18 protein-coding genes are annotated in these 18,290 nt (G+C 61.8%); 7 read left to right on the forward strand and 11 right to left on the reverse strand.

All coding sequences use genetic code 11. The features are described from left to right. Nucleotides 1–64 precede the first annotated feature (64 nt). The 6 genes from HMPREF1531_RS11130 to HMPREF1531_RS11155 all read left to right on the forward strand — a co-directional run bounded on the left by HMPREF1531_RS11130 (nt 65) and on the right by HMPREF1531_RS11155 (nt 4,088). Nucleotides 65–403, forward strand: a complete 339-nt coding sequence (locus HMPREF1531_RS11130; protein ID WP_016670058.1) for a cupin domain-containing protein — start codon at nt 65–67, stop codon at nt 401–403. Then, nucleotides 400–1,062: an ATP-binding cassette domain-containing protein gene (locus tag HMPREF1531_RS11135; protein ID WP_016670059.1), complete on the forward strand. Its 663-nt coding sequence runs from the start codon at nt 400–402 to the stop codon at nt 1,060–1,062. The genes HMPREF1531_RS11130 and HMPREF1531_RS11135 overlap by 4 nt, the downstream gene beginning before the upstream one ends. Before the next feature lie 96 nt (nt 1,063–1,158). Further along, nucleotides 1,159–1,866 (forward strand): ABC transporter permease, encoded by a 708-nt coding sequence (locus HMPREF1531_RS11140; RefSeq protein WP_232210246.1) that lies wholly within the window; start codon nt 1,159–1,161, stop codon nt 1,864–1,866. Beyond that, nucleotides 1,863–2,693, forward strand: a complete 831-nt coding sequence (locus HMPREF1531_RS11145) for a class I SAM-dependent methyltransferase (RefSeq protein ID WP_016670061.1) — start codon at nt 1,863–1,865, stop codon at nt 2,691–2,693. Before HMPREF1531_RS11140 ends, HMPREF1531_RS11145 begins: the two co-directional genes overlap by 4 nt. Further along, nucleotides 2,690–3,733 (forward strand): ABC transporter substrate-binding protein, encoded by a 1,044-nt coding sequence (locus HMPREF1531_RS11150; protein WP_016670062.1) that lies wholly within the window; start codon nt 2,690–2,692, stop codon nt 3,731–3,733. Before HMPREF1531_RS11145 ends, HMPREF1531_RS11150 begins: the two co-directional genes overlap by 4 nt. 22 nt (nt 3,734–3,755) lie before the next feature. Further along, nucleotides 3,756–4,088, forward strand: a complete 333-nt coding sequence (locus tag HMPREF1531_RS11155; protein ID WP_016670063.1) for a cupin domain-containing protein — start codon at nt 3,756–3,758, stop codon at nt 4,086–4,088. 57 nt (nt 4,089–4,145) lie between these two features. Here HMPREF1531_RS11155 and lepA read toward each other — a convergent pair whose 3' ends face one another. Together lepA and HMPREF1531_RS11165 are read right to left on the reverse strand one after the other, a co-directional pair. Then, on the reverse strand, nt 4,146–5,981 hold the full coding sequence (gene lepA, locus HMPREF1531_RS11160; protein ID WP_016670064.1) for a translation elongation factor 4: 1,836 nt from the start codon (nt 5,979–5,981) through the stop codon (nt 4,146–4,148). 116 nt (nt 5,982–6,097) lie between these two features. After that, nucleotides 6,098–6,736 carry a hypothetical protein gene (locus tag HMPREF1531_RS11165; protein WP_156860261.1) on the reverse strand — a complete coding sequence of 213 codons (639 nt, stop codon included), beginning with the start codon at nt 6,734–6,736 and terminating at the stop codon, nt 6,098–6,100. 323 nt (nt 6,737–7,059) lie between these two features. Here HMPREF1531_RS11165 and HMPREF1531_RS11170 point away from each other — a divergent pair, with 323 nt between their 5' ends. Continuing rightward, a complete protein-coding gene (locus HMPREF1531_RS11170) occupies nt 7,060–7,551 on the forward strand; it encodes a MogA/MoaB family molybdenum cofactor biosynthesis protein (RefSeq protein WP_016670066.1) in 492 nt (163 codons plus the stop codon). Between the two features lie 5 nt (nt 7,552–7,556). Here the strand turns inward: HMPREF1531_RS11170 and moaC are convergent, their stop codons facing one another. The 9 genes from moaC to HMPREF1531_RS11215 form a co-directional block, all read right to left on the reverse strand. Next, complete coding sequence (moaC, locus tag HMPREF1531_RS11175; protein WP_016670067.1) at nt 7,557–8,039, reverse strand: cyclic pyranopterin monophosphate synthase MoaC; 483 nt, start codon at nt 8,037–8,039, stop codon at nt 7,557–7,559. Continuing rightward, nucleotides 8,029–9,288: a molybdopterin molybdotransferase MoeA gene (locus HMPREF1531_RS11180; RefSeq protein WP_016670068.1), complete on the reverse strand. Its 1,260-nt coding sequence runs from the start codon at nt 9,286–9,288 to the stop codon at nt 8,029–8,031. The genes moaC and HMPREF1531_RS11180 overlap by 11 nt, the downstream gene beginning before the upstream one ends. Next, on the reverse strand, nt 9,288–10,070 hold the full coding sequence (locus HMPREF1531_RS11185; protein ID WP_016670069.1) for a HesA/MoeB/ThiF family protein: 783 nt from the start codon (nt 10,068–10,070) through the stop codon (nt 9,288–9,290). The genes HMPREF1531_RS11180 and HMPREF1531_RS11185 overlap by 1 nt, the downstream gene beginning before the upstream one ends. Then, nucleotides 10,067–10,474: a molybdenum cofactor biosynthesis protein MoaE gene (locus tag HMPREF1531_RS11190; protein ID WP_442852416.1), complete on the reverse strand. Its 408-nt coding sequence runs from the start codon at nt 10,472–10,474 to the stop codon at nt 10,067–10,069. Before HMPREF1531_RS11190 ends, HMPREF1531_RS11185 begins: the two co-directional genes overlap by 4 nt. Nucleotides 10,475–10,537: 63 nt before the next feature. Then, nucleotides 10,538–11,497 (reverse strand): MarR family transcriptional regulator, encoded by a 960-nt coding sequence (locus tag HMPREF1531_RS11195; RefSeq protein WP_016670071.1) that lies wholly within the window; start codon nt 11,495–11,497, stop codon nt 10,538–10,540. A 37-nt stretch (nt 11,498–11,534) separates the two neighbouring features. After that, the gene (narI, locus tag HMPREF1531_RS11200; RefSeq protein WP_016670072.1) at nt 11,535–12,257 is read right to left on the reverse strand and encodes a respiratory nitrate reductase subunit gamma; all 723 of its coding nucleotides are present in this window, start codon (nt 12,255–12,257) and stop codon (nt 11,535–11,537) included. Between the two features lie 5 nt (nt 12,258–12,262). Beyond that, a complete protein-coding gene (gene narJ / locus HMPREF1531_RS11205) occupies nt 12,263–12,892 on the reverse strand; it encodes a nitrate reductase molybdenum cofactor assembly chaperone (protein WP_198011096.1) in 630 nt (209 codons plus the stop codon). Between the two features lie 98 nt (nt 12,893–12,990). Next, nucleotides 12,991–14,535, reverse strand: coding sequence for a nitrate reductase subunit beta (narH, locus tag HMPREF1531_RS11210; protein ID WP_016670074.1), 1,545 nt, complete (start codon nt 14,533–14,535; stop codon nt 12,991–12,993). Beyond that, on the reverse strand, nt 14,535–18,263 hold the full coding sequence (locus HMPREF1531_RS11215; RefSeq protein ID WP_016670075.1) for a nitrate reductase subunit alpha: 3,729 nt from the start codon (nt 18,261–18,263) through the stop codon (nt 14,535–14,537). The genes narH and HMPREF1531_RS11215 overlap by 1 nt, the downstream gene beginning before the upstream one ends. Nucleotides 18,264–18,290 lie beyond the last annotated feature (27 nt).

The raw sequence follows: 18,290 nt of genomic DNA on the forward strand, positions 1-18,290 counted from the left end.
TTTTTCCTAGGTCAAACATGTGAAAAATCTTCCGTAAACCTTTCCCTTTGATTAGCCTGTCCTCATGAGCAAGCACACTGTTCAAGAAAGCGTCGTCTCCCTCGGCCTCAATGAGGAACTGCCCATTGTGGAGGGTTCCACAACCTCCCGCACCCTGCTCGACAACCCGCTGCTGCGCGTAGTGATGTTCACTTTCGACACCGGACAGCTCCTCACCACCCACTCCTCACCACGAGCAGTCGTGGTGACCATACTGGAGGGCCAGATGGAATTCGTCCTCGACGGCGAACCGCACCTCATGGATGCCGGAGATGTCCTCTACATGGCCCCCGATGCCCCGCATGCCTTGACAGCCAAAAGCCCCTGCCGCATGCAATTGGTCATGGTGGATCCCCAGCAATGATTGCTCTCCCCATGCACCCGGCGGCCACCGAGATCGACACCTCGCAGCCGTGCAAACCGTCACTGCGTCTGAGTGGGCTACACCTAGAACGGCGCGGTATCACCCTGCTGCGTGACCTGGACCTTGAGTTGCGTCCGGGCGAGATCCTGGTGGTCACGGGCGCTTCGGGAACCGGCAAAACCACCTTGTTGAAGGCGATCGCGGGAATTGCTCCCGTGAGCGCTGGAAAGATCGACCACGATCCTCGAATCGGCTACGTCTTCCAGGAACCACGACTGCTGCCTTGGTACACCGCTCACCGCAATGTGGCGCTGATGGCCGCCGACGAGGTGACTGGATGGTTCGATGCCGATGAGTGGTTGGATCGGGTGGGACTGGCAGACGCTAAGAACTTGTACCCAGCTCAGCTGTCGGGTGGTATGCGGCAGCGGGTCTCAATGGCCCGGGCCATGGTCACCCATCCTCGGCTCTTACTGGTCGATGAGCCCTTCGCATCCCTCGACCGGGCGCTGGCTGACGAGTTACGCACCCACCTGCTCGCGTTGGTGCACGCCGGATCCATCGCGACGGCGTGGGTTACCCACGATTCGCGTGATGCAGCCATCGGCGACCACTGCCTGCATCTCCTTGGTCACGACGGCGCCTGGACACTGGGCTAAGGCACCATGATCCGAACAACCCGCCGGGCTTCAACGCCCGTCCGCTTGATCGTGATGATCCTCGGGCTGCTGACTGCGATTACGGCTTGGTGGTGGGTGGCATCATCCCAACCCGCGTATGTTCTGCCCGGCCCCGCCGATACCTGGTCGGCCGTGGTAAGTCAGGCCCGCGAAGGTCATCTGTGGGGGCCGCTCGCGACCACGCTGTTACGCACCGTGATAGGCATGGCCATTGCCATTGTGGTCGGGCTGGCGTGGGGCGCGGTCTGCGCAGTCGAGCGATGGGTCGATCTATTCACCAAATCGTGGCTGTCTCTCCTGATGGCCGTTCCGCCGATTGTCATCGTGGTCATCGGCATGTTGGGCTTTGGCCCTGATGCCAAGGTCGTGGTCCTGGTCATCGTCTTGGTCACGATTCCCCTGCTCACCACCACGTGCCGCGATGCGATCGCCGGGGTGGATCTGGACCTGCTGGAAATGGCCCATGTCTTCGGCCGGTCCTCAATGTGGCGGTGGTGTCACGTGATCGTTCCCTCGGTCGCACCACCAGTGCTGTCGGCTGTCACAGTGGCGGCCGGACAGTCGATACGCATCGCAGTCATGGCTGAGCTTCTCGTCACATCCACCGGGCTCGGCGCCCAGATGCAGCGAGCCAGAGTCAATCTGGACACCGCCGATGTCTTCGCCCAGGCCGTCGTCCTGGCATTGGTGGCTCTGGGGATCGATGCCATCGTGCTTACCCCGCTGCGCAATCGAATGGCCCGTATGGGCTCCAACTCCTCAACAACGAAAGGCATGCAATGACCGAAGAGGAAAACACTGCAACAGGCCCCCGCACCGCGGAAGAACACCGGGCTCCTGGCCACTGGTTGCTGGCTCGGATGGGAAAGAAGGTGCTGCGTCCCGGTGGCATTGAACTGACCCGCCGCATGTTGTCGCGGCTAGCCCCGCAGAGCCAGGACAGAATCGTCGAGCTGGGACCCGGTATCGGACGCACCGCCCAGATCCTGGTTTCCGGACCCCACGCCAGTTACACCGGGATTGAACCCAATCCCGAGGCACGGGAACAGATCAGGAGCATTCTGGCCGGGCATCATAATGCGATCGTCGTGGAGGGTGACGCCCAAACCACCGGGCAACCCGATGACTCAGCTACGGTTCTCGTGTCCGAGGCTATGCTCACCATGCAGTCCGAGCAGGACAAGGCAGCGATCGCCGCGGAGGTGTTCCGGGTACTGGCCCCCGGCGGACGATGGGGCATCCATGAGATGTCCCTTCGCCCCGACGACGTCGACCCAAAGGTGGCGACCGATGTCAGCAAGGCATTGTCGCGAACCATCAAGGTGGGGGCCCGCCCGCTGACGACGGCAGGATGGACGAAAGTGTTCACCGATGCTGGTTTCGAGATCGACTGGGTAGACCACAATGACATGCGGTTAGTCGAGCCAAGTCGGATCATCGCCGACGAGGGCCTGATCGGGGCCTTGAAGTTCTTCAACAATGTGCGCCGCAATCCTGCAGCCAGGGAACGGATCCTCGCCATGCGCAAGGTCTTCCGAACCCATCAGGACCATATCGCAGCCGTGGCGATGGTGCTGCGCAAGCCCAATAGCATCCAGGAGGACAAGTGAAACTCTCCCGCCGCCATCTACTCACCCTGGCCAGCTTGGCAACCGCATCCGGAATGGTCGCATGCTCTGCTTCCGGCTCCGGTAAGGGCTCCTCCGCGCCTGGATCCGATCGTGGCACGCCCAGCCCGATGGAGGTCTTGCGCACCTGGATTCCCAGTACTCTGGCCTTCGCTGCTCCGATGGTGGGCTTTGGCAGGCAGTTGGAGGCCAACGGCATGGTTGGCAAGGTTGACGTGCAGACATGGGCCTCTGTGGACGTGTTAACCTCCCTGCTGGTCAACGGCGAGGCTGACGTGGCCGCCACGCCCTCTTATGTCTCGGCAAATCTGTACAACAAGGGTGCCGATCTCAGGCTGGCCGCGATCACAGTGTGGGGCATGCTGTATCTGCTCGGTCCATCAGAGGTGACGGAGACTGACGATCTGGGTGTCCTCAGAGGAAAGCGTGTCGGTGTACCGATGCCGAACAACATGCCGGATCTGGTGTTCCGCTACCTTCTCAAGGAACAATCTGTGCCGACCGATGAACTCGAGATCGTTCCATTCACCGAGCCCCAAGAATTACTCAACGCCTTCGTCCAGGGCGGAATCGAGTTTGCTGTTCTCTTGGAGCATCCGGCCACCGTGGCGATTGCCAAGGCGACCCAGGCGGGACGTCAAGTCACCCGAGTGGCAAATCTGCAGAAGGTATGGGCGAAGGTTACCGGGGGCGAAGCCCGCTTCCCGATGGCAGGCATTGCTGTATCTCAGCGGATCGCAACCGACACTTCCCTGCTTGGTGCCATCCTGGATGACCTGGGCTCGGCCGTCGCCCAAGTGAACGCCGCCGAGGATGCGACAGTCACCAAAATCGCGGAAACCACACAAGTGGACGCGGGGATCGTCAAACAGGTGATCCCTCGTCTGCAACTCGAGATGGTTCCCGCCAACGATGCGAAGCAGGAACTCACTAACTTCTTCACTCGGTTGTCAACCCTTTCCCCAGACATCATCGGCGGCAAGTTGCCTGACGAAGAATTTTTCCTCGTTGACCCCCGCTGATCACTTCGCACAGGAGCACACCATGGAACCCACCTCATCCCATGAGAGTCTCGTCATCTCCGGTCTCGCCGCGAAGCTACCCACGGTCAAAGACTCCACCCTGTCCCGGCTGGTCGTGGAGAATCCGACTGCCCGGGTAGTTGTGTTCAGCTTCGATCAGGGACAGGAGCTGACCGATCATGCCGAACCGACCCCAGAGATCTGGACCGTTCTCGATGGTCAGGTCAGTTTCACCGTTGATGGCCGTCGAACCGAGTTGGTAGCAGGTGACGTGGTTTATCTCGCCCCCGGTGCCCGTCGAACGGTGGTGGCGACGACTTCAGCCAGGGTCCAGCACGTGGTGCTTCCCGGCTAACCGGACCGATCGACCTCGGTGGGTGGGCTGAATCGGCCACCCACCGAGGTCAGCGGTTCAGTTTCTTTTCCTCGGCCCTTCACCTGTGGACAGGGCAGCGACAAAGGCCTCTTGGGGAACTTCGACGCGCCCGACCATCTTCATCCGCTTCTTGCCTTCCTTCTGTTTTTCCAGAAGCTTGCGCTTACGGGTGATGTCACCGCCGTAGCACTTGGCCAGGACATCCTTGCGAATGGCCCTGATCGTCTCCCGTGCGATGACCCGAGAACCAACCGCAGCCTGAACCGGCACCTCGAACTGTTGACGGGGAATGAGTTCCTTGAGCTTGGCGGTCATCGCCACCCCGTATTGGTAGGCCTTGTCTTTGTGGACGATAGCGCTGAAAGCATCGACCGGTTCCCCGTTCAGCAGGATGTCCACCTTGACCAGATCCGCCGACTGCGCACCCGCCTCGTCATAGTCGAGGGATGCGTATCCCTTGGTGCGTGATTTGAGGGCGTCGAAGAAGTCGAAGACGATCTCAGCGAGAGGAAGCTCGTAGCGCATCTCCACACGATCCTCGGAAAGGTAGTCCATCCCCTTCTGGATTCCCCTGCGATTCTGACACAGTTCCATCACCACCCCGATGAACTCGGCCGGGGTGAGAATCGTGCCCTTGACCATCGGCTCGTACACCTCGGCCACCTTGCCATCGGGGAACTCGGAGGGGTTCGTCACATGGTGCTCGCTACCATCCTCCATGACGATGGTGTAGTTGACATTGGGTGCGGTGGAGATCAGATCCAAGTTGAACTCCCGTTCAAGGCGTTCTCGGACGATCTCCATGTGCAGCAGTCCGAGGAAGCCGACCCGGAAACCGAAACCGAGGGCCGCGGAGGTCTCCGGTTCAAAGGTGAGCGCCGCATCGTTGAGTTGTAGCTTTTCCAAGGCCTCCCGCAGCGCGGGGAAATCATTACCGTCGATCGGGAAAACCCCGGCGAAGACCATGGGGTTGGGGTTACGGTATCCGGCAAGCATCTGTTCGGCAGGAAGCCGGGAAAGGGTCACGGTGTCGCCCACTCGAGACTGGCGGACATCCTTTACACCAGTAATCAGGTAGCCAACCTCACCGACGCCCAGGCCCGCCGATTTCACTGGTTCGGGCGAGATCACGCCAACCTCAAGGGCCTCGTGCGTGGCATTGGTGGACATCATGGTGATCCGGTCACGGTGGCTGATTCTCCCGTCAACCACCCGGATATAGGTGACGACGCCCCGGAAGACGTCATAGACCGAGTCAAAGATTAATGCTCGCGTGGGCGCGTCGGTCTCTCCCACGGGTGGCGGCATCTGAGTGACGATCTCGTCAAGCAGACCGTTCACCCCTTCCCCTGTCTTGGCACTCACCCGCAGTACCTCGCCGGGATTACAACCGATGATCGAGGCAAGTTCTTTGGCAAATTTGTCGGGCTGGGCGCCAGGAAGGTCGATCTTGTTGAGTACTGGGATGATCGTCAGATCGGCTTCCAACGCAAGGTAGAGATTCGCCAGGGTCTGGGCTTCGATGCCCTGGGCCGCATCGACGAGGAGCAGCGCGCCCTCACAGGCTTCCAGGGAGCGACTCACCTCGTAGGTGAAGTCTACGTGTCCCGGCGTGTCGATCATGTTGAGTACGTACTGCTTGCCCGCATGACTCCACGGCATGCGGACTGCTTGGGACTTGATGGTGATGCCCCGCTCTCGTTCGATGTCCATCCGGTCCAAGTACTGGGCCCGCATGGCACGCTCATCGACGACGCCGGTGAGTTGAAGCATCCGGTCGGCCAAGGTCGATTTGCCATGGTCGATGTGGGCGATGATGCTGAAATTTCGGATCAGCGCCGGATCGGTCCGGCCGGGTTGTGGAGCGGTCATCAACACTTTCCAAGTTCGGGTGGCCAGCGGACATCGAAACATTCGTCAACCGCTGGGTTCAGTCACTCAATCATCCCATGAACCGCGCCATGACCGCGAAGTGCTCACCCGCCCAATCAGTCACGCCGACCCAACCAGCTACCGCCGAACAGGGCCGCGCCGAGCCCGATCAACCCGCAGCCGGCCCATTTGGCGATCTGCCCCAGCAGCCACCATCCGTAGGCGTTGAGCAGCATGCCCCGAATCGAGTTGCCCATGAAAAAATTCTCGGCACGCAGCTCGTGGAGGGATTTGATCCGTCTGGCCAGTGAGTAGTCCGATTCTGGATCATTGATTTCGGCCCTTGCTAAGGCATTGACCTCCCCGGGGCCAAGCTCCGGGTTGTCCCGACGTACCTCGTCGCGCAGTTCGAGGGTCAATTCCTGAGCGAAATCCCCTACCCCGGCATAGGTGGCCTTGTCCCTGGGCACGCCGGCCTTTTCAGCCGCGAAGATCATGTGCGACAGCACGTAGTGGTCTGCGTAAATCCTCGCCTGGTCGCCGCTGGACAGGGTCATCCCAGCATGGGGCCTGAGACGGGTGGCATCCTGTTCACTGACCAGTCCGATGCCCACTTCACGCTCAATGTCCTCTGCACCGGGCATGGTGATCTCCTCGGAGCGCAGTTGTCCGGCGACGAAATGCTCCGCGAATTTGCCACCAACAATGGCAGCTGCACCGACTATGGGGAACACGACACCGAACACCCGAGCCATTGCTCGATACCCCTGCTGCACCATGGTCCTCCGTCCGCCGGAATGCGTGATGCTCAGTCTACGGTCGACATCCTGACACAGAACGCGCGCCTCACATTATCCGAGTATCTGTGCTTGCTGACGAGCCGGAACGCGTCCGGAGACATCGGCACATGAAGGTTAACCGATCCCTGTAATGACTGGGCCTAGACCCTGACCGATTCACTGAGGATGGGGAGGCCTATGGCAGGCCCGGTGACGGTCTAGTCCGGAGTTCCGAGCGATCCATATGACGCTCGGTCGCCCACGACCGGAGCCCGCCGCCCATGGACTAGATTCGGGACATGGCATCCACAATCACCGCAATCGTGATCACCGTCTCGGATCGTTGCGCCGTCGGGCGGAGAACCGATGAGTCGGGGCCCCTGGCCGCACGCCTGTTGAGGGCCGCAGGTGTGGACGTCGTTGCTGTGGAGATAGTGCCCGATGACGTGGGCCTGATCCGTGGCTGCATCACCGGTGCCTCGGACCGGGTTGATCTGGTGTTCACCACGGGGGGAACTGGTGTCGGCCCCCGCGATGTGACCCCGGAGGCGACCGCACCTCTTCTGACCTGCGAGATTCCTGGGGTTGCCGATGCGATCCGCAGGGCCGGACTGCCCGGTGTCCCGGGAGCGATGCTTGGTCGCGGACTCGTCGGACTCACCAGCCGCGAGCCCGATGCCAGCCTGGTGGTGAACGCGCCCGGTTCGGTCGGGGGTGTAAAGGATGCAATCGCGACGCTGGTTCCGGTCCTCGGCCACATCCTCGAACAGCGCCGTGGCAGCGACCACTGAAACTTTCAATCCTCGTGCGGCCTGACCCAGTCCCCAGACCGTCCACCGGACTTCGCGACGATCTTCGCCTCACGGATCACCAGAGTCCGGTCGATCGACTTGAGCATGTCCACCAGGGTGAGGGCAGCCACCGTAACCGCGGTGAGGGCTTCCATCTCAACCCCTGTTCGATCCGCTGTGCGCACCGTGGACTGGACCCTGATTCCGTTCCCGAGCAGTTCCAGATCCACCTCGCATCCGTGAACCCCGATCACATGGGCCAATGGAATCAGTTCGGAAGCCCGTTTGGCTCCTTGGATCCCGGCGATGCGCGCCACCGCCATCACATCTCCCTTAGGAACCTCCCCTTGGCGCAAGACATCCAGCGTTGACTCGGCGCACCTTACCTCCGCCACTGCCGAAGCGCTGCGCACTGTTGGTTGCTTGCCCGTCACATCAACCATGTGAGCGCTGCCGTCACCTCTGATATGGGTCAACTCACCAACCACGGTTTCCTCCCCTCGTCCGGATGAATTCCAGTGCGTCTCCGATTCGCACACACTCGGTTCCTATCGGCACCATCACCAGCCCATCGGCACGGGGCAGGGACGCCACCAGGTGCGATTTTGAACCCAGACGATGAATGAGATGGACCACGGCACCGATCCGACGGACCGGGCACAGCTGCACCTTCCCGGACGGGGAACTCCATTCTTCCCCTGCCTCCACGGTCAGTGTCGCAGGGCTGCTGTGATCCTGCCTACCAGCCAGCATGGCGATCAATCCCGCAACGTACAGGTGAAAACTGGCGAAGACCCCGACCGGGTTCCCCGGCAGGCACACGACGGGCACGTCGATACCGCTCAGCCGCACCATACCGCCCCCCTGGGGCCCGCCCGGCTGCTGGGCGACGTGGTGGAACCTCACATCCTCGGACTCCAGGCCCTGCCGCACCACCTCGAAGGCACCCGCCGATATTCCCCCTGCGGTGATGACCAGATCCACCTGCGGCCACGCCGCTAGGGTGGATCTCAGGTGTCCAGGATTGTCGCCGACGCGCTCTGTCACCACCACCTCCGCCCCGGCAGCCATGGCCAGCCCCGCGAGCAAGACGGAATTTGAATCGGGTATCTGACCCGCTACAGGGGTCTCCCCCGGGATGACCAGTTCCCGTCCGGTGGTCAGGATCCCGATCCGTGGCCTGCGGTGGACCGGTACCCGTGGAACGCCCACCGACACCAGGGCGGACACCGCCGCGGGCTCCAGGATTGTTCCGGAGGCAAGGACGAGGGATCCGACAGCGTGATCCTCACCTCGTTGACGAACGTTGGAGCCGATCACGGGGAACGGGGCTCGGATCGTAACCCAGCGAGGCGCCTCCGGAGCCCCGGGCAGGTGGTCGGTGTCCTCGACACGCACCACGGTGTCCGCACCCCTGGGGAGCAGGGCCCCGGTCATGATACGCAGTGCTCTACCAGGTTCTAGTCGGTGACTAGCGCAGTCTCCGGCCGGCACGTCGCCGCTAACCTCCAGTTGCACCGAGCAGCCGGGAGCCGACGACAGGTCGGCATGTCGGACGGCAAAGCCGTCCATCGCCGAATTCGTGAATGGTGGAGTGTCGAACCTAGCCTGGATATCCGCGGCAAGCACACAACCCCAGCTCTCGGGATCCGACACGTCGACCTCTATGGTCGAGGTCACCCGGATCAGTGATTCGAGGAATTCTCGATGTGTCTTTACCTGCCAACTGCTGGACATCACGAACCGCCCATGAAGGTCAGCGTCTCGTAGCGGTTGCGTCGAGCGTCACCGTAAAGGAGTTGCCCGATGAGTGGGGTACCGACACCGGTGATCAGCTTCACTACCTCGGTCGCCATAGTGCATCCCGCCTGACCCACCACCGGTCCGAGCACTCCGACCTCGGTGCTCGTAGGAGTCTCACGAGGTGCTGGCTGTCTCGCATGGAGACCTCGTAAGCTTGTCACCGGCCATCCCTGTGGAGGATCGGACCAGAAGTCCGACACCTGCCAGACCATGTCCACCACGGTGCCCCACACCAGCGGTTTGCCGGTGCGTTCGCACCAGTCACCGACCAAGTACTTGGTCGGGAAATTGTCGGAGCACTCAACGATCAGGTCCCATTCGTTCCGCTGCCCGTCCAGGAGTTCGGAGGTGACCCTCCCGAGCTCAGTTACCCGCAGGTCAGGATCAAGTCGGAGCAAGTGTCGCCGTGCCGAGGCTGATTTCGCATCACCAACGTCACCATGACCGTGGAGCACCTGTCGGGCGAGATTGTTCACCTCCACCAAGTCGAAATCGGCGATCCCCAGTCGTCCGATCCCCGCCGCAGCCAGATAGAGCAGGACCGGAGAGCCCAAACCTCCCGCACCGACCACCAGTACCCTGGCAGCGTGCAACCTGGCCTGCCCCTCCACGCCAATGCCCGATACGAGCCAGTTGCGACGATGCCGTTGCCACGCGGTCTCAGCATCTGGACGAAGACCGACCGGTGTCCCCAGAGGAATCCTTGCTCCCGTCACAACCCAGACCACCTGCGGCTGTCATCGGATAAAATTTGGCATTTCCACACCGGAACCGATGTCTTGACCTCATCGACCAGGGACTGCACGGCCGCGAAGGCTTGCGCTCTGTGCTCGGCAGCCGCGGCCACGACCATGGCCACCTCACCGACCGTTAGCCGACCGACCCGGTGCCATGCCTCGATCGCATGCACCCCGTGGTCTTGCACGACCCGGTCGGCAATGTCCTTCATGATGGGACCCGCACTGGGATGAGCAGAGTAGTCGATGGCGATGACGTCGAGACCGGCGTCATGGTTGCGCACTACCCCGCAGAAGGTGACGACCGCCCCGCATCGGGGATTCTCGATGTTCGCGGTGATGGCAGCAGCGTCAAGTGGTGTCTCGACCACTGCGGTGCGCACGTGATTCGTCAATGCCGTCCTTTCTAGGCTGTCAGGGTGTGGCGAGTCGATGGTGATGACTCATCAGCCACCGGCGAAGGGGGGCAGCACCTCTACCGTCGAATCCGGCCCAAGTTCCCGGTCGCGTTCCGCCGGACGCTGGCCCACCAAGAAGGTGCTCACCGCGATAATCGGCTCCAGCGCAGGGTGCCGTTCCACCGCATCGGCAAGAACCTCGCCCAGACGATGACGGAACTCCGTCCGTTCGCTGGAGCAGCCTGCCGCATCGGCAGAGCCCCCGAAATATTTGATCGTGATCATAGTTTCCTCGTCTGCATCGACAGTTTTGGTCGACAGCAGGACCGTGCATCGCCGGGAATCTTTCTCGTCGGGTTCAAACCGTGTCTCCACCATGCCGCAGGCGGTGAGCTCGATCGCTTTCTCAACGAACCCCCGTCGCAGCGTGAGGGCCACGGAGCTCGGCACCTCACTGTCATCAAAGGGACAGGCGTTGAGCACGAATGCAGTGGTCACGCTGGGATGCGGAGATGCCCCCATGCCAAAAGTGGTGAAGAACATCCGGATCTTGTTCATGTGAGCATCAAGGTCGAACCCCAGTGCCGGGGCATGATGAATCGGCACGTGCATCAATCCCAGTGCCCGGATGGCCATCAAAGCACCGATCTGCTCGGCAGCCTCCGATCGATTGATCCCGGTCACGTGCAACCACTCGAAATAGCAGTCGGTCAGCATACGGATCATGCTGGTCGGCGAGAGAACCTGAGGTTCGGTGTTCGCCGCGTATCCCAGCGCAGGGCGCCCTCTGCCCTGGGATGGGAGCTTGACGCTCCTCACCAGGCCCATCTCGACCAAGGCGTCCAAGACTTCCCGGACACTGGAGGTGTGCAGCTCAGCCTCGCCCGCCAAGCCCGCCACCGTCACAGGCTCGGCATGACTCGCGATACGACGCAACAGGGAACTCTGGGAAGGAGTCAGCTGAGCCAGACGGTCAAACAGGGTGTCTAGATCCGGAGTACTCGGCATCGGGGGCGTATCTCCTTCCTGATCTGCCGTATCTTCCTCACCAGCCGCGTGGAACCGGCTGGGTCGCATCCGCCGGTCTGCGCGAGCGGTAGACGACATAGGGCCGGGTGAAGTATCCCACAGGAGCAGACACCACATGGACCAGTCTGGTGAACGGCCAGATGCAGAACAGCAGCATGCCCGCGATGATGTGCAGTTGGAAAACTAACGGCACACCTACCATCAACTCCGGTCTCGGGCTGAGCACCGGGATGGAACGGAACCAGACAGATATCGTCTCACGGTAGTTGTACCCTCCATCAGGCCCGAACACCTGCGTGGAGAAGGTCGCCACAGCACCCAGCAGGATCGGAATGGCGAGCAGGATGTAGGCGATGACGTCCATGCGCGTCGTCGCGAGTCTGATCGACTTGACGAAGATCCGCCGGTACAGCAGCCCCAGCAGGCCAATGATGGTGACCACCCCAGCGATGGAACCTGGGACGGTGGCGATCAGATGGTAGGCGTGGTGGGACACTCCCAGAGCATCAGTCATCGACTGCGGTACCGCCAGACCCAGGACATGCCCCATGGCCACGAACAGCACACCGAAGTGGAACATCGGGGAGGACCACCTCAAGATGGCGGACTCCCTCCACTGCGAGGATCGGCTCGTCCACCCGTACTGATCGGTGCGGAATCGCCAGACCAATCCGACCACGAGCATGACGATCGACACATAAGGCAGCACCGCCCACGCAAGAATCAAGCCCACCGACATGGCATTCACCTTTCTTTGAAGCCGACAGGGACTGGCTGGACGTTCAGCGGATCGGGAACCGGGGCTCCGACCCCCGGCATTCCGAGTCCGACGAGTTCGGTCGGTGGGCCCTGGGAAATCAGACGGCGTACTGTCGCGACTGTGTCCCGGGACGGTGACGGAAGGATCATCAACAACGCATCAAGCAGCCTCGCGTAGTGTGACCCGCTGTCGGTGAGAGCGGAGCGGACCACCTCCAGGCCTTCGCGGTGTGATGCGACAAGTTCCTCCCCGGTGCCGCTGTCATCCAGAGCGGCGAACTCAAGGCAGACCGGCACGTAATCCGGCAGTTCGTTGCCCACCTGTTCAAACCCGGCCCGCTGCATGATCTCCCGAAAGGCCAGGATCGCCTGTCCCCGACCACGGGTGTCCCCCTCCACGAAGTAGCTGAGATACAGTGCGCAGCGACGCTGGTGGTCGAAGGTACGCACATAGTGTTCCTGACTCGCCCGTACCCCCATAGACTCAGCGGCAGCACAGAACTCCTCAATGGACGCCGCAACCGCCCTCGGCAACGATCCCAATTCGGCACGCACCTGGGCGACCTCTTCCGTCATGTCCTCTTCTGGATAGTCCAGAAGCAGGGAACAGGCCATTTCCACGATCTGACGACCTGGCCGATCCAACGAGACGTGGACGGCCCCGGCTAGCCTAGAACTGCCCTGAGGATGGTGGAACCGATCGAGTGTACGGCTCATCTGATCACCTCTAGGGGTAGCAGCCTCGCCCCGCGTCCAGTTGCCTGGCCGACGCCAAGAGCGAGGGCACCGGGGTCGTAGAAGACTTCTGCGTCGTAGCTGACCGGGCATCCTTCCAGTTCGGCGATCCCCCGTGGCGTCTCAGGGTGGGTCGTGGGGATGACGTAGCGGTCGTCGTATTTGGCGATGGACAGCAATCGATACATCTTCTCGATCTGGCTCCCCGTCATCCCGACCGCAGCAGCGACGGACTCGTCCCCGGGCCTGCCGTTGAAGACATCTCTCATGTACGACCGCATGGCTCCCAGACGCCGCAGGGAGCGTTCCACGGGTGCGGTGTCTCCCGCGGTAAACAGGCCTGCAAGGTATTCTAGAGGGATTCGCATCTGTGACAGCGCGCTGAGCATCACCTTGTGGTTCTCCGCGTCGTTACCGCTGGCGGTGACCGCATCAATGACGGGCGACAACGGTGGCACGTACCAGACCATCGGAAGGGTGCGGTACTCGGGGTGCAACGGCAGGGCGACCTGGAAGTCGGTGATCAACTGCCGGATCGGAGATTGCTGGGCTGCCTCGATCCAGGAGTGCGGCACCCCGTTCATCTTCGCCTGCCTCACCACTTGGGGATCGAAGGGGTCGAGCAGAATCTCACGCTGGGCGGCGTACAGTTCAGTCTCGTCGGGACGTGAGGCTGCCCACTCAACCCGATCCGCGTCGTACAGCAGGACGCCGAGGTAGCGCAACCGTCCCACACAGGTCTCGGAGCACACGGTGGGTTGGCCTATCTCCAGACGGGGATAGCACAAGGTACATTTCTCCGCCTTGCCAGACGAGTGGTTGAAGTAGACCTTCTTATAGGGGCAGCCGGAGACGCACATCCGCCAGCCACGGCACCTATCCTGGTCCACCAGTACGACCCCATCTTCCGCACGCTTGTACATGGCACCGGAGGGACAAACCGAGACGCAAGTTGGATTCAGACAATGCTCGCAGATCCTGGGCAGGTAGAACATAAACGAGTCCTCAATGGTCTTCTTGACCTCGAGATTCATTCTGGTGAGCACGGGATCAGTGTCCAAAGTCTCCAAAGACCCACCCAGGTCGTCATCCCAGTTCGGTCCCCACTTGATGGTGTCCATGTACTCACCGGTGATCCGGGACTTCGCGCGGGCGACCGGGATGTTCTTCGAATTAGCAGGAGCCGAGAGCAGCTTGTCGTACTCGTAGGTCCAAGGTTCGTAGTAGTCGTCCATCACCGGCAACCGGGGATTGGAGAAGATTCGGGCCAGGGTCGACAGACGCCCACCAAGCCGCGGGACGAGCTTGCCAGAACTGGTCCGCCGCCATCCGCCGTGCCAATCGTCTTGGTCCTCCCACCGACGTGGATACCCAACGCCGGGCTTCGTCTCCACGTTGTTGAACCAGACATACTCGGTTCCTTCGCGGTTGGTCCATGCTTGCTTGCAGGTGACCGAACAGGTGTGGCAACCGATGCACTTGTCGAGATTCATCACCATCGCGATCTGGGCCATGACCTTCATCAGAACTGTACCTCCTGGTCACGACGGCGGATCAGGGTAACCTCGTCACGCTGGTTGCCGGTGGGACCGTAGTAGTTGAAAGCGTAGGAGAACTGGGCATAACCGCCGATCAGGTGGCTTGGTTTGAGCAGGATCCGGGTCAAGGAGTTGTGAATACCCCCGCGCCGTCCCGAACGTTCGGTCAGCGGAGTGTTCGCCACGCGCTCCTGGGCGTGGTACATGTACACCGTTCCCTCGGGAATCCGGTGGGAGACGATCGCCCTGGCCGAGACGATGCCGTTGCGATTGTAGGCCTCTATCCACTCGTTGTCGCTCACCCCGATCTTCGTCGCATCGGCTGGACTCATCCAGACGGTCTGCCCACCACGCCCGAGCGTCAGCATGTGCGGGTTGTCGTAGTACTGGGAATGGATGGCCCATTTGTTGTGAATCGTCAGGTAGCGGACGGCGACCTCGGCCACGTCCTCCTGTGCAGTTCCCACGTAACCGACCGGGTGCTCGCCGTATAGATGGGGCAGGGACACCGGCGGACGGAACACCGGCATCGCCTCACCCATATCAATCATCCAGTCGTGATCCATGTAGAACTGCGGGCGCCCGGTTAGGGTATGCCAGGGGCGGTGACGTTCCAGGTTCTGGACGAAGGCCGAATACCGGCGACCGCCGTGCTCAGAACCGGACCACTCGGGAGAGGTGATCACCGAACGGGGCTGGATGACCACGTCATCGAAGCTGATCCTCTTCTCCTCGTCGCCCTCGGACAGGTCGTGGAGTCTTGTGCCAGTACGCTGTTCCAAGGTCTTGAAGCCCTCGGTCGCGAGCCTCCCGTTGGTGGTCCCGGACAGTCGCAGGACGGAGTTGATGGCCTTCACATCGGTATCCAGCAGGGGTCGCCCCGCCCCGGCGCCGTCGGTCGCCACCCCGTTCATCTGACCGAGTTCGGTCACCTCCCGGTCAGGGCGAAAAACGATCCCCTTGGTCACCATGCCCAACTCGTCTGCCAGCGGGCCCAGCGTGTCGAATTTCTCCCCGATCCGGGTATAGTCCCGCTCCACCGCGACGATCTTCGGCATCGTGACACCGGGGGTCCACTCCCCCAGATCGGGAACGACTCCTCCAGGAGTGGTCAGTTCGTCCGGGGTGTCGTGGTTGAGCGGCGCGGCCACGGCGTCGACATGACTCCCGAGATGCTTGACCGCCATCATGGAGATCAGCCTCGCCAGTGTCTGGTAGGTCTCGAAATCGGATCGTGCCTCCCACGGTGGCTCAATGGCAACTGTGAACGGATGGACGAACGGGTGCATGTCGGTCGAGGAGAGGTCGTTCTTCTCATACCAAGTCGCCGCAGGCAGCACGATGTCCGAGTGGAGGGTCGTCGAGGTGTTGCGGAAGTCCGCAGTCCACATCAGGTCGAGTTTGCCTCTGGGGGTCTCGTCACGCCAGACCATCGTCGACGGGCGTCGCCCCTCGGCCAGTTCCTCGGCATTGACATCATTGTTGGCCCCCAGCATGTGCCGCAGGAAGAATTCGGTGCCCTTGGCGGAGGAACCGAGCAGGTTTGTCCGCCAGTTCGCCAGGATGCGGGGTATGTTCCCCTCGGCGTCAGGATCCTCCGCGGCGAAGTGTAACCTCCCCGCAGTCAGTTCCTCCGCCACGTATTCCGCCGGGGTCTTGCCCGCGGCCCTGGCCTCGTCACCCAGCACGAGCGGAGATCTGTCAAAGGTCGGATAGGACGGCATCCAGCCGCGCTTGGCAGATTCCACGAGCGTGTCAGCCGTGGTCTTGCCCGCGAGTTTTCCCGCACCCAGCGGCGACGCGAGTTGGTCGGCACGGGCTCCGTCATAGCGCCACTGATCGGTGGTCAGGTAGTACCACCCGGTGGCGATCATCTGCCGGGCAGGGCGGTGCCAGTCGAGGGCGAAGGCGTAGGAGGCCCATCCGGTGATCGGCCGTACTTTCTCCTGACCGACGTAGTGGGCCCATCCTCCACCATTGACCCCCTGAGTAGCGCACATGGTGGTCAGGGCGAGGAAGGTGCGGTAGATCGTGTCCGAGTGCAGGTAGTGGTTAGTACCCGCACCCATCAGGATCATTGAGCGGCCGTTGGATTCAAGGGCGTTAAGAGCGAACTCACGACCAATTCTCTCCGCGGCACCCGCGGCCACTCCGGTGAACTCCTCCTGCCAGGCAGGGGTGCCCGGGGCTGAGGCATCATCATAGCCGGTCGGCCACTCGCCCGGCAGTCCCTCACGGGCGACTGCGTAATTGGCCAGCAGCAGGTCGAAGACCGTGGTCACCAACCGTCCGCCGATCCGGCGTGCGGGCACGCCTCGCCGCAATATTCCACCGCCGATGGAATCTTCCCCTGCCGACGGCGGCAGATCGAATCTGGGCAGCAACACCTCGACCGGCTCCCAATCGTCAGTGTCCATCAGCGACATCACCGGGTCGACCCCGTCGAGATCCAGGTTCCAGTGACCAGCTCCCTGCTCGCCGAAGTGATCGGCGAGGGTCCCACCTGGGTCCTTGACCCGGCCGTCGACGTCGAGCACTAATGGACGGAAGGCTGCGTTCTCGGTGCGCGCGGTAGTCCCGATCGGCATCTTCTCCGCGGTCAGGAATTTGCCGGGCACGAATGGCTTGGAGCCGGACGCCTCGTGTCGACTGTGGGAGTCCAGTTCGATCAGGAAGGGCGCGTCGGAATACCGCTTCATGTAGTCGAGAAACATCGACTCCCGGCGTCGGACGTGGAATTCGTTGAGAATCACGTGTCCCATGGCGATCGCCAGCGCCGCATCGGTGCCCGGTTGTACCCTCAGCCAGTCATCGGCGAATTTCGTGTTGTCCGCAAAGTCGGGGCTAACCACGACGACTTTCTGCCCATGGTACCTGGCCTCCGCCATGAAATGGGCATCCGGGGTTCGGGTGACCGGAACATTCGAACCCCACATGATGAGGAACTGTGAGTTGAACCAGTCCCCGGACTCCGGGACGTCGGTCTGGTCCCCGAAGACCTGCGGTGATGCGGGGGGAAGGTCGGCGTACCAATCGTAGAAGGACAGCATGGCCCCACCGAGCAGTTCATGGAACCTGGAGCCCGCCCCGTAGGAGATCATCGACATGGCAGGGATAACGCTAAAGCCAGCAATTCTATCGGGACCGAAGGTCTTGATCGTGTAGGTGTAGGCAGCAGCGATGATCTCGGTGGCCTCCTCCCAGCTCACCCGGACCATCCCACCGGTGCCACGTGCCGACTTGTAGGCTCGGGAACGCACCGGGTCGGAGACGATCTCCCCCCAGGCGTCTACAGGGTCCCCGAGCCGGGCGCGAGCCTCACGAAAAGAGTCAAGCAGGACCGAACGGACGTAAGGGAACCTGATCCGAGTCGGAGAGTACTCGTACCAGGAGAATGCTGCCCCCCTGGGGCATCCGCGGGGTTCGTATTCCGGCATATCAGGCCCGGTGGTGGGGTAGTCAGTCTGCTGGGATTCCCAGGTGATGATTCCATCCTTGACGTAGATCTTCCACGAACATGATCCAGTGCAGTTCACCCCATGGGTTGACCGCGCCACCTTGTCGTGACTCCAGCGTTGCCGGTAGAAGGCGTCGGCCTGACGGCCACCTTCCAGGAAGATCTGGCGGGTGTCCTCGCTGGCCCTGCCGCGACGCAGCCAGGATCCCATACGGAGCAGAGGTGATCCTCCAGTGGAAGTCGATGTCTCGGTCATGTCTCTCCTTGTTGAACTCAGATCGGC

The sequence above is a fragment of the Propionibacterium sp. oral taxon 192 str. F0372 genome (genome assembly GCF_000413315.1).
Classification (GTDB): Bacteria; Actinomycetota; Actinomycetes; order Propionibacteriales; family Propionibacteriaceae; genus Brooklawnia.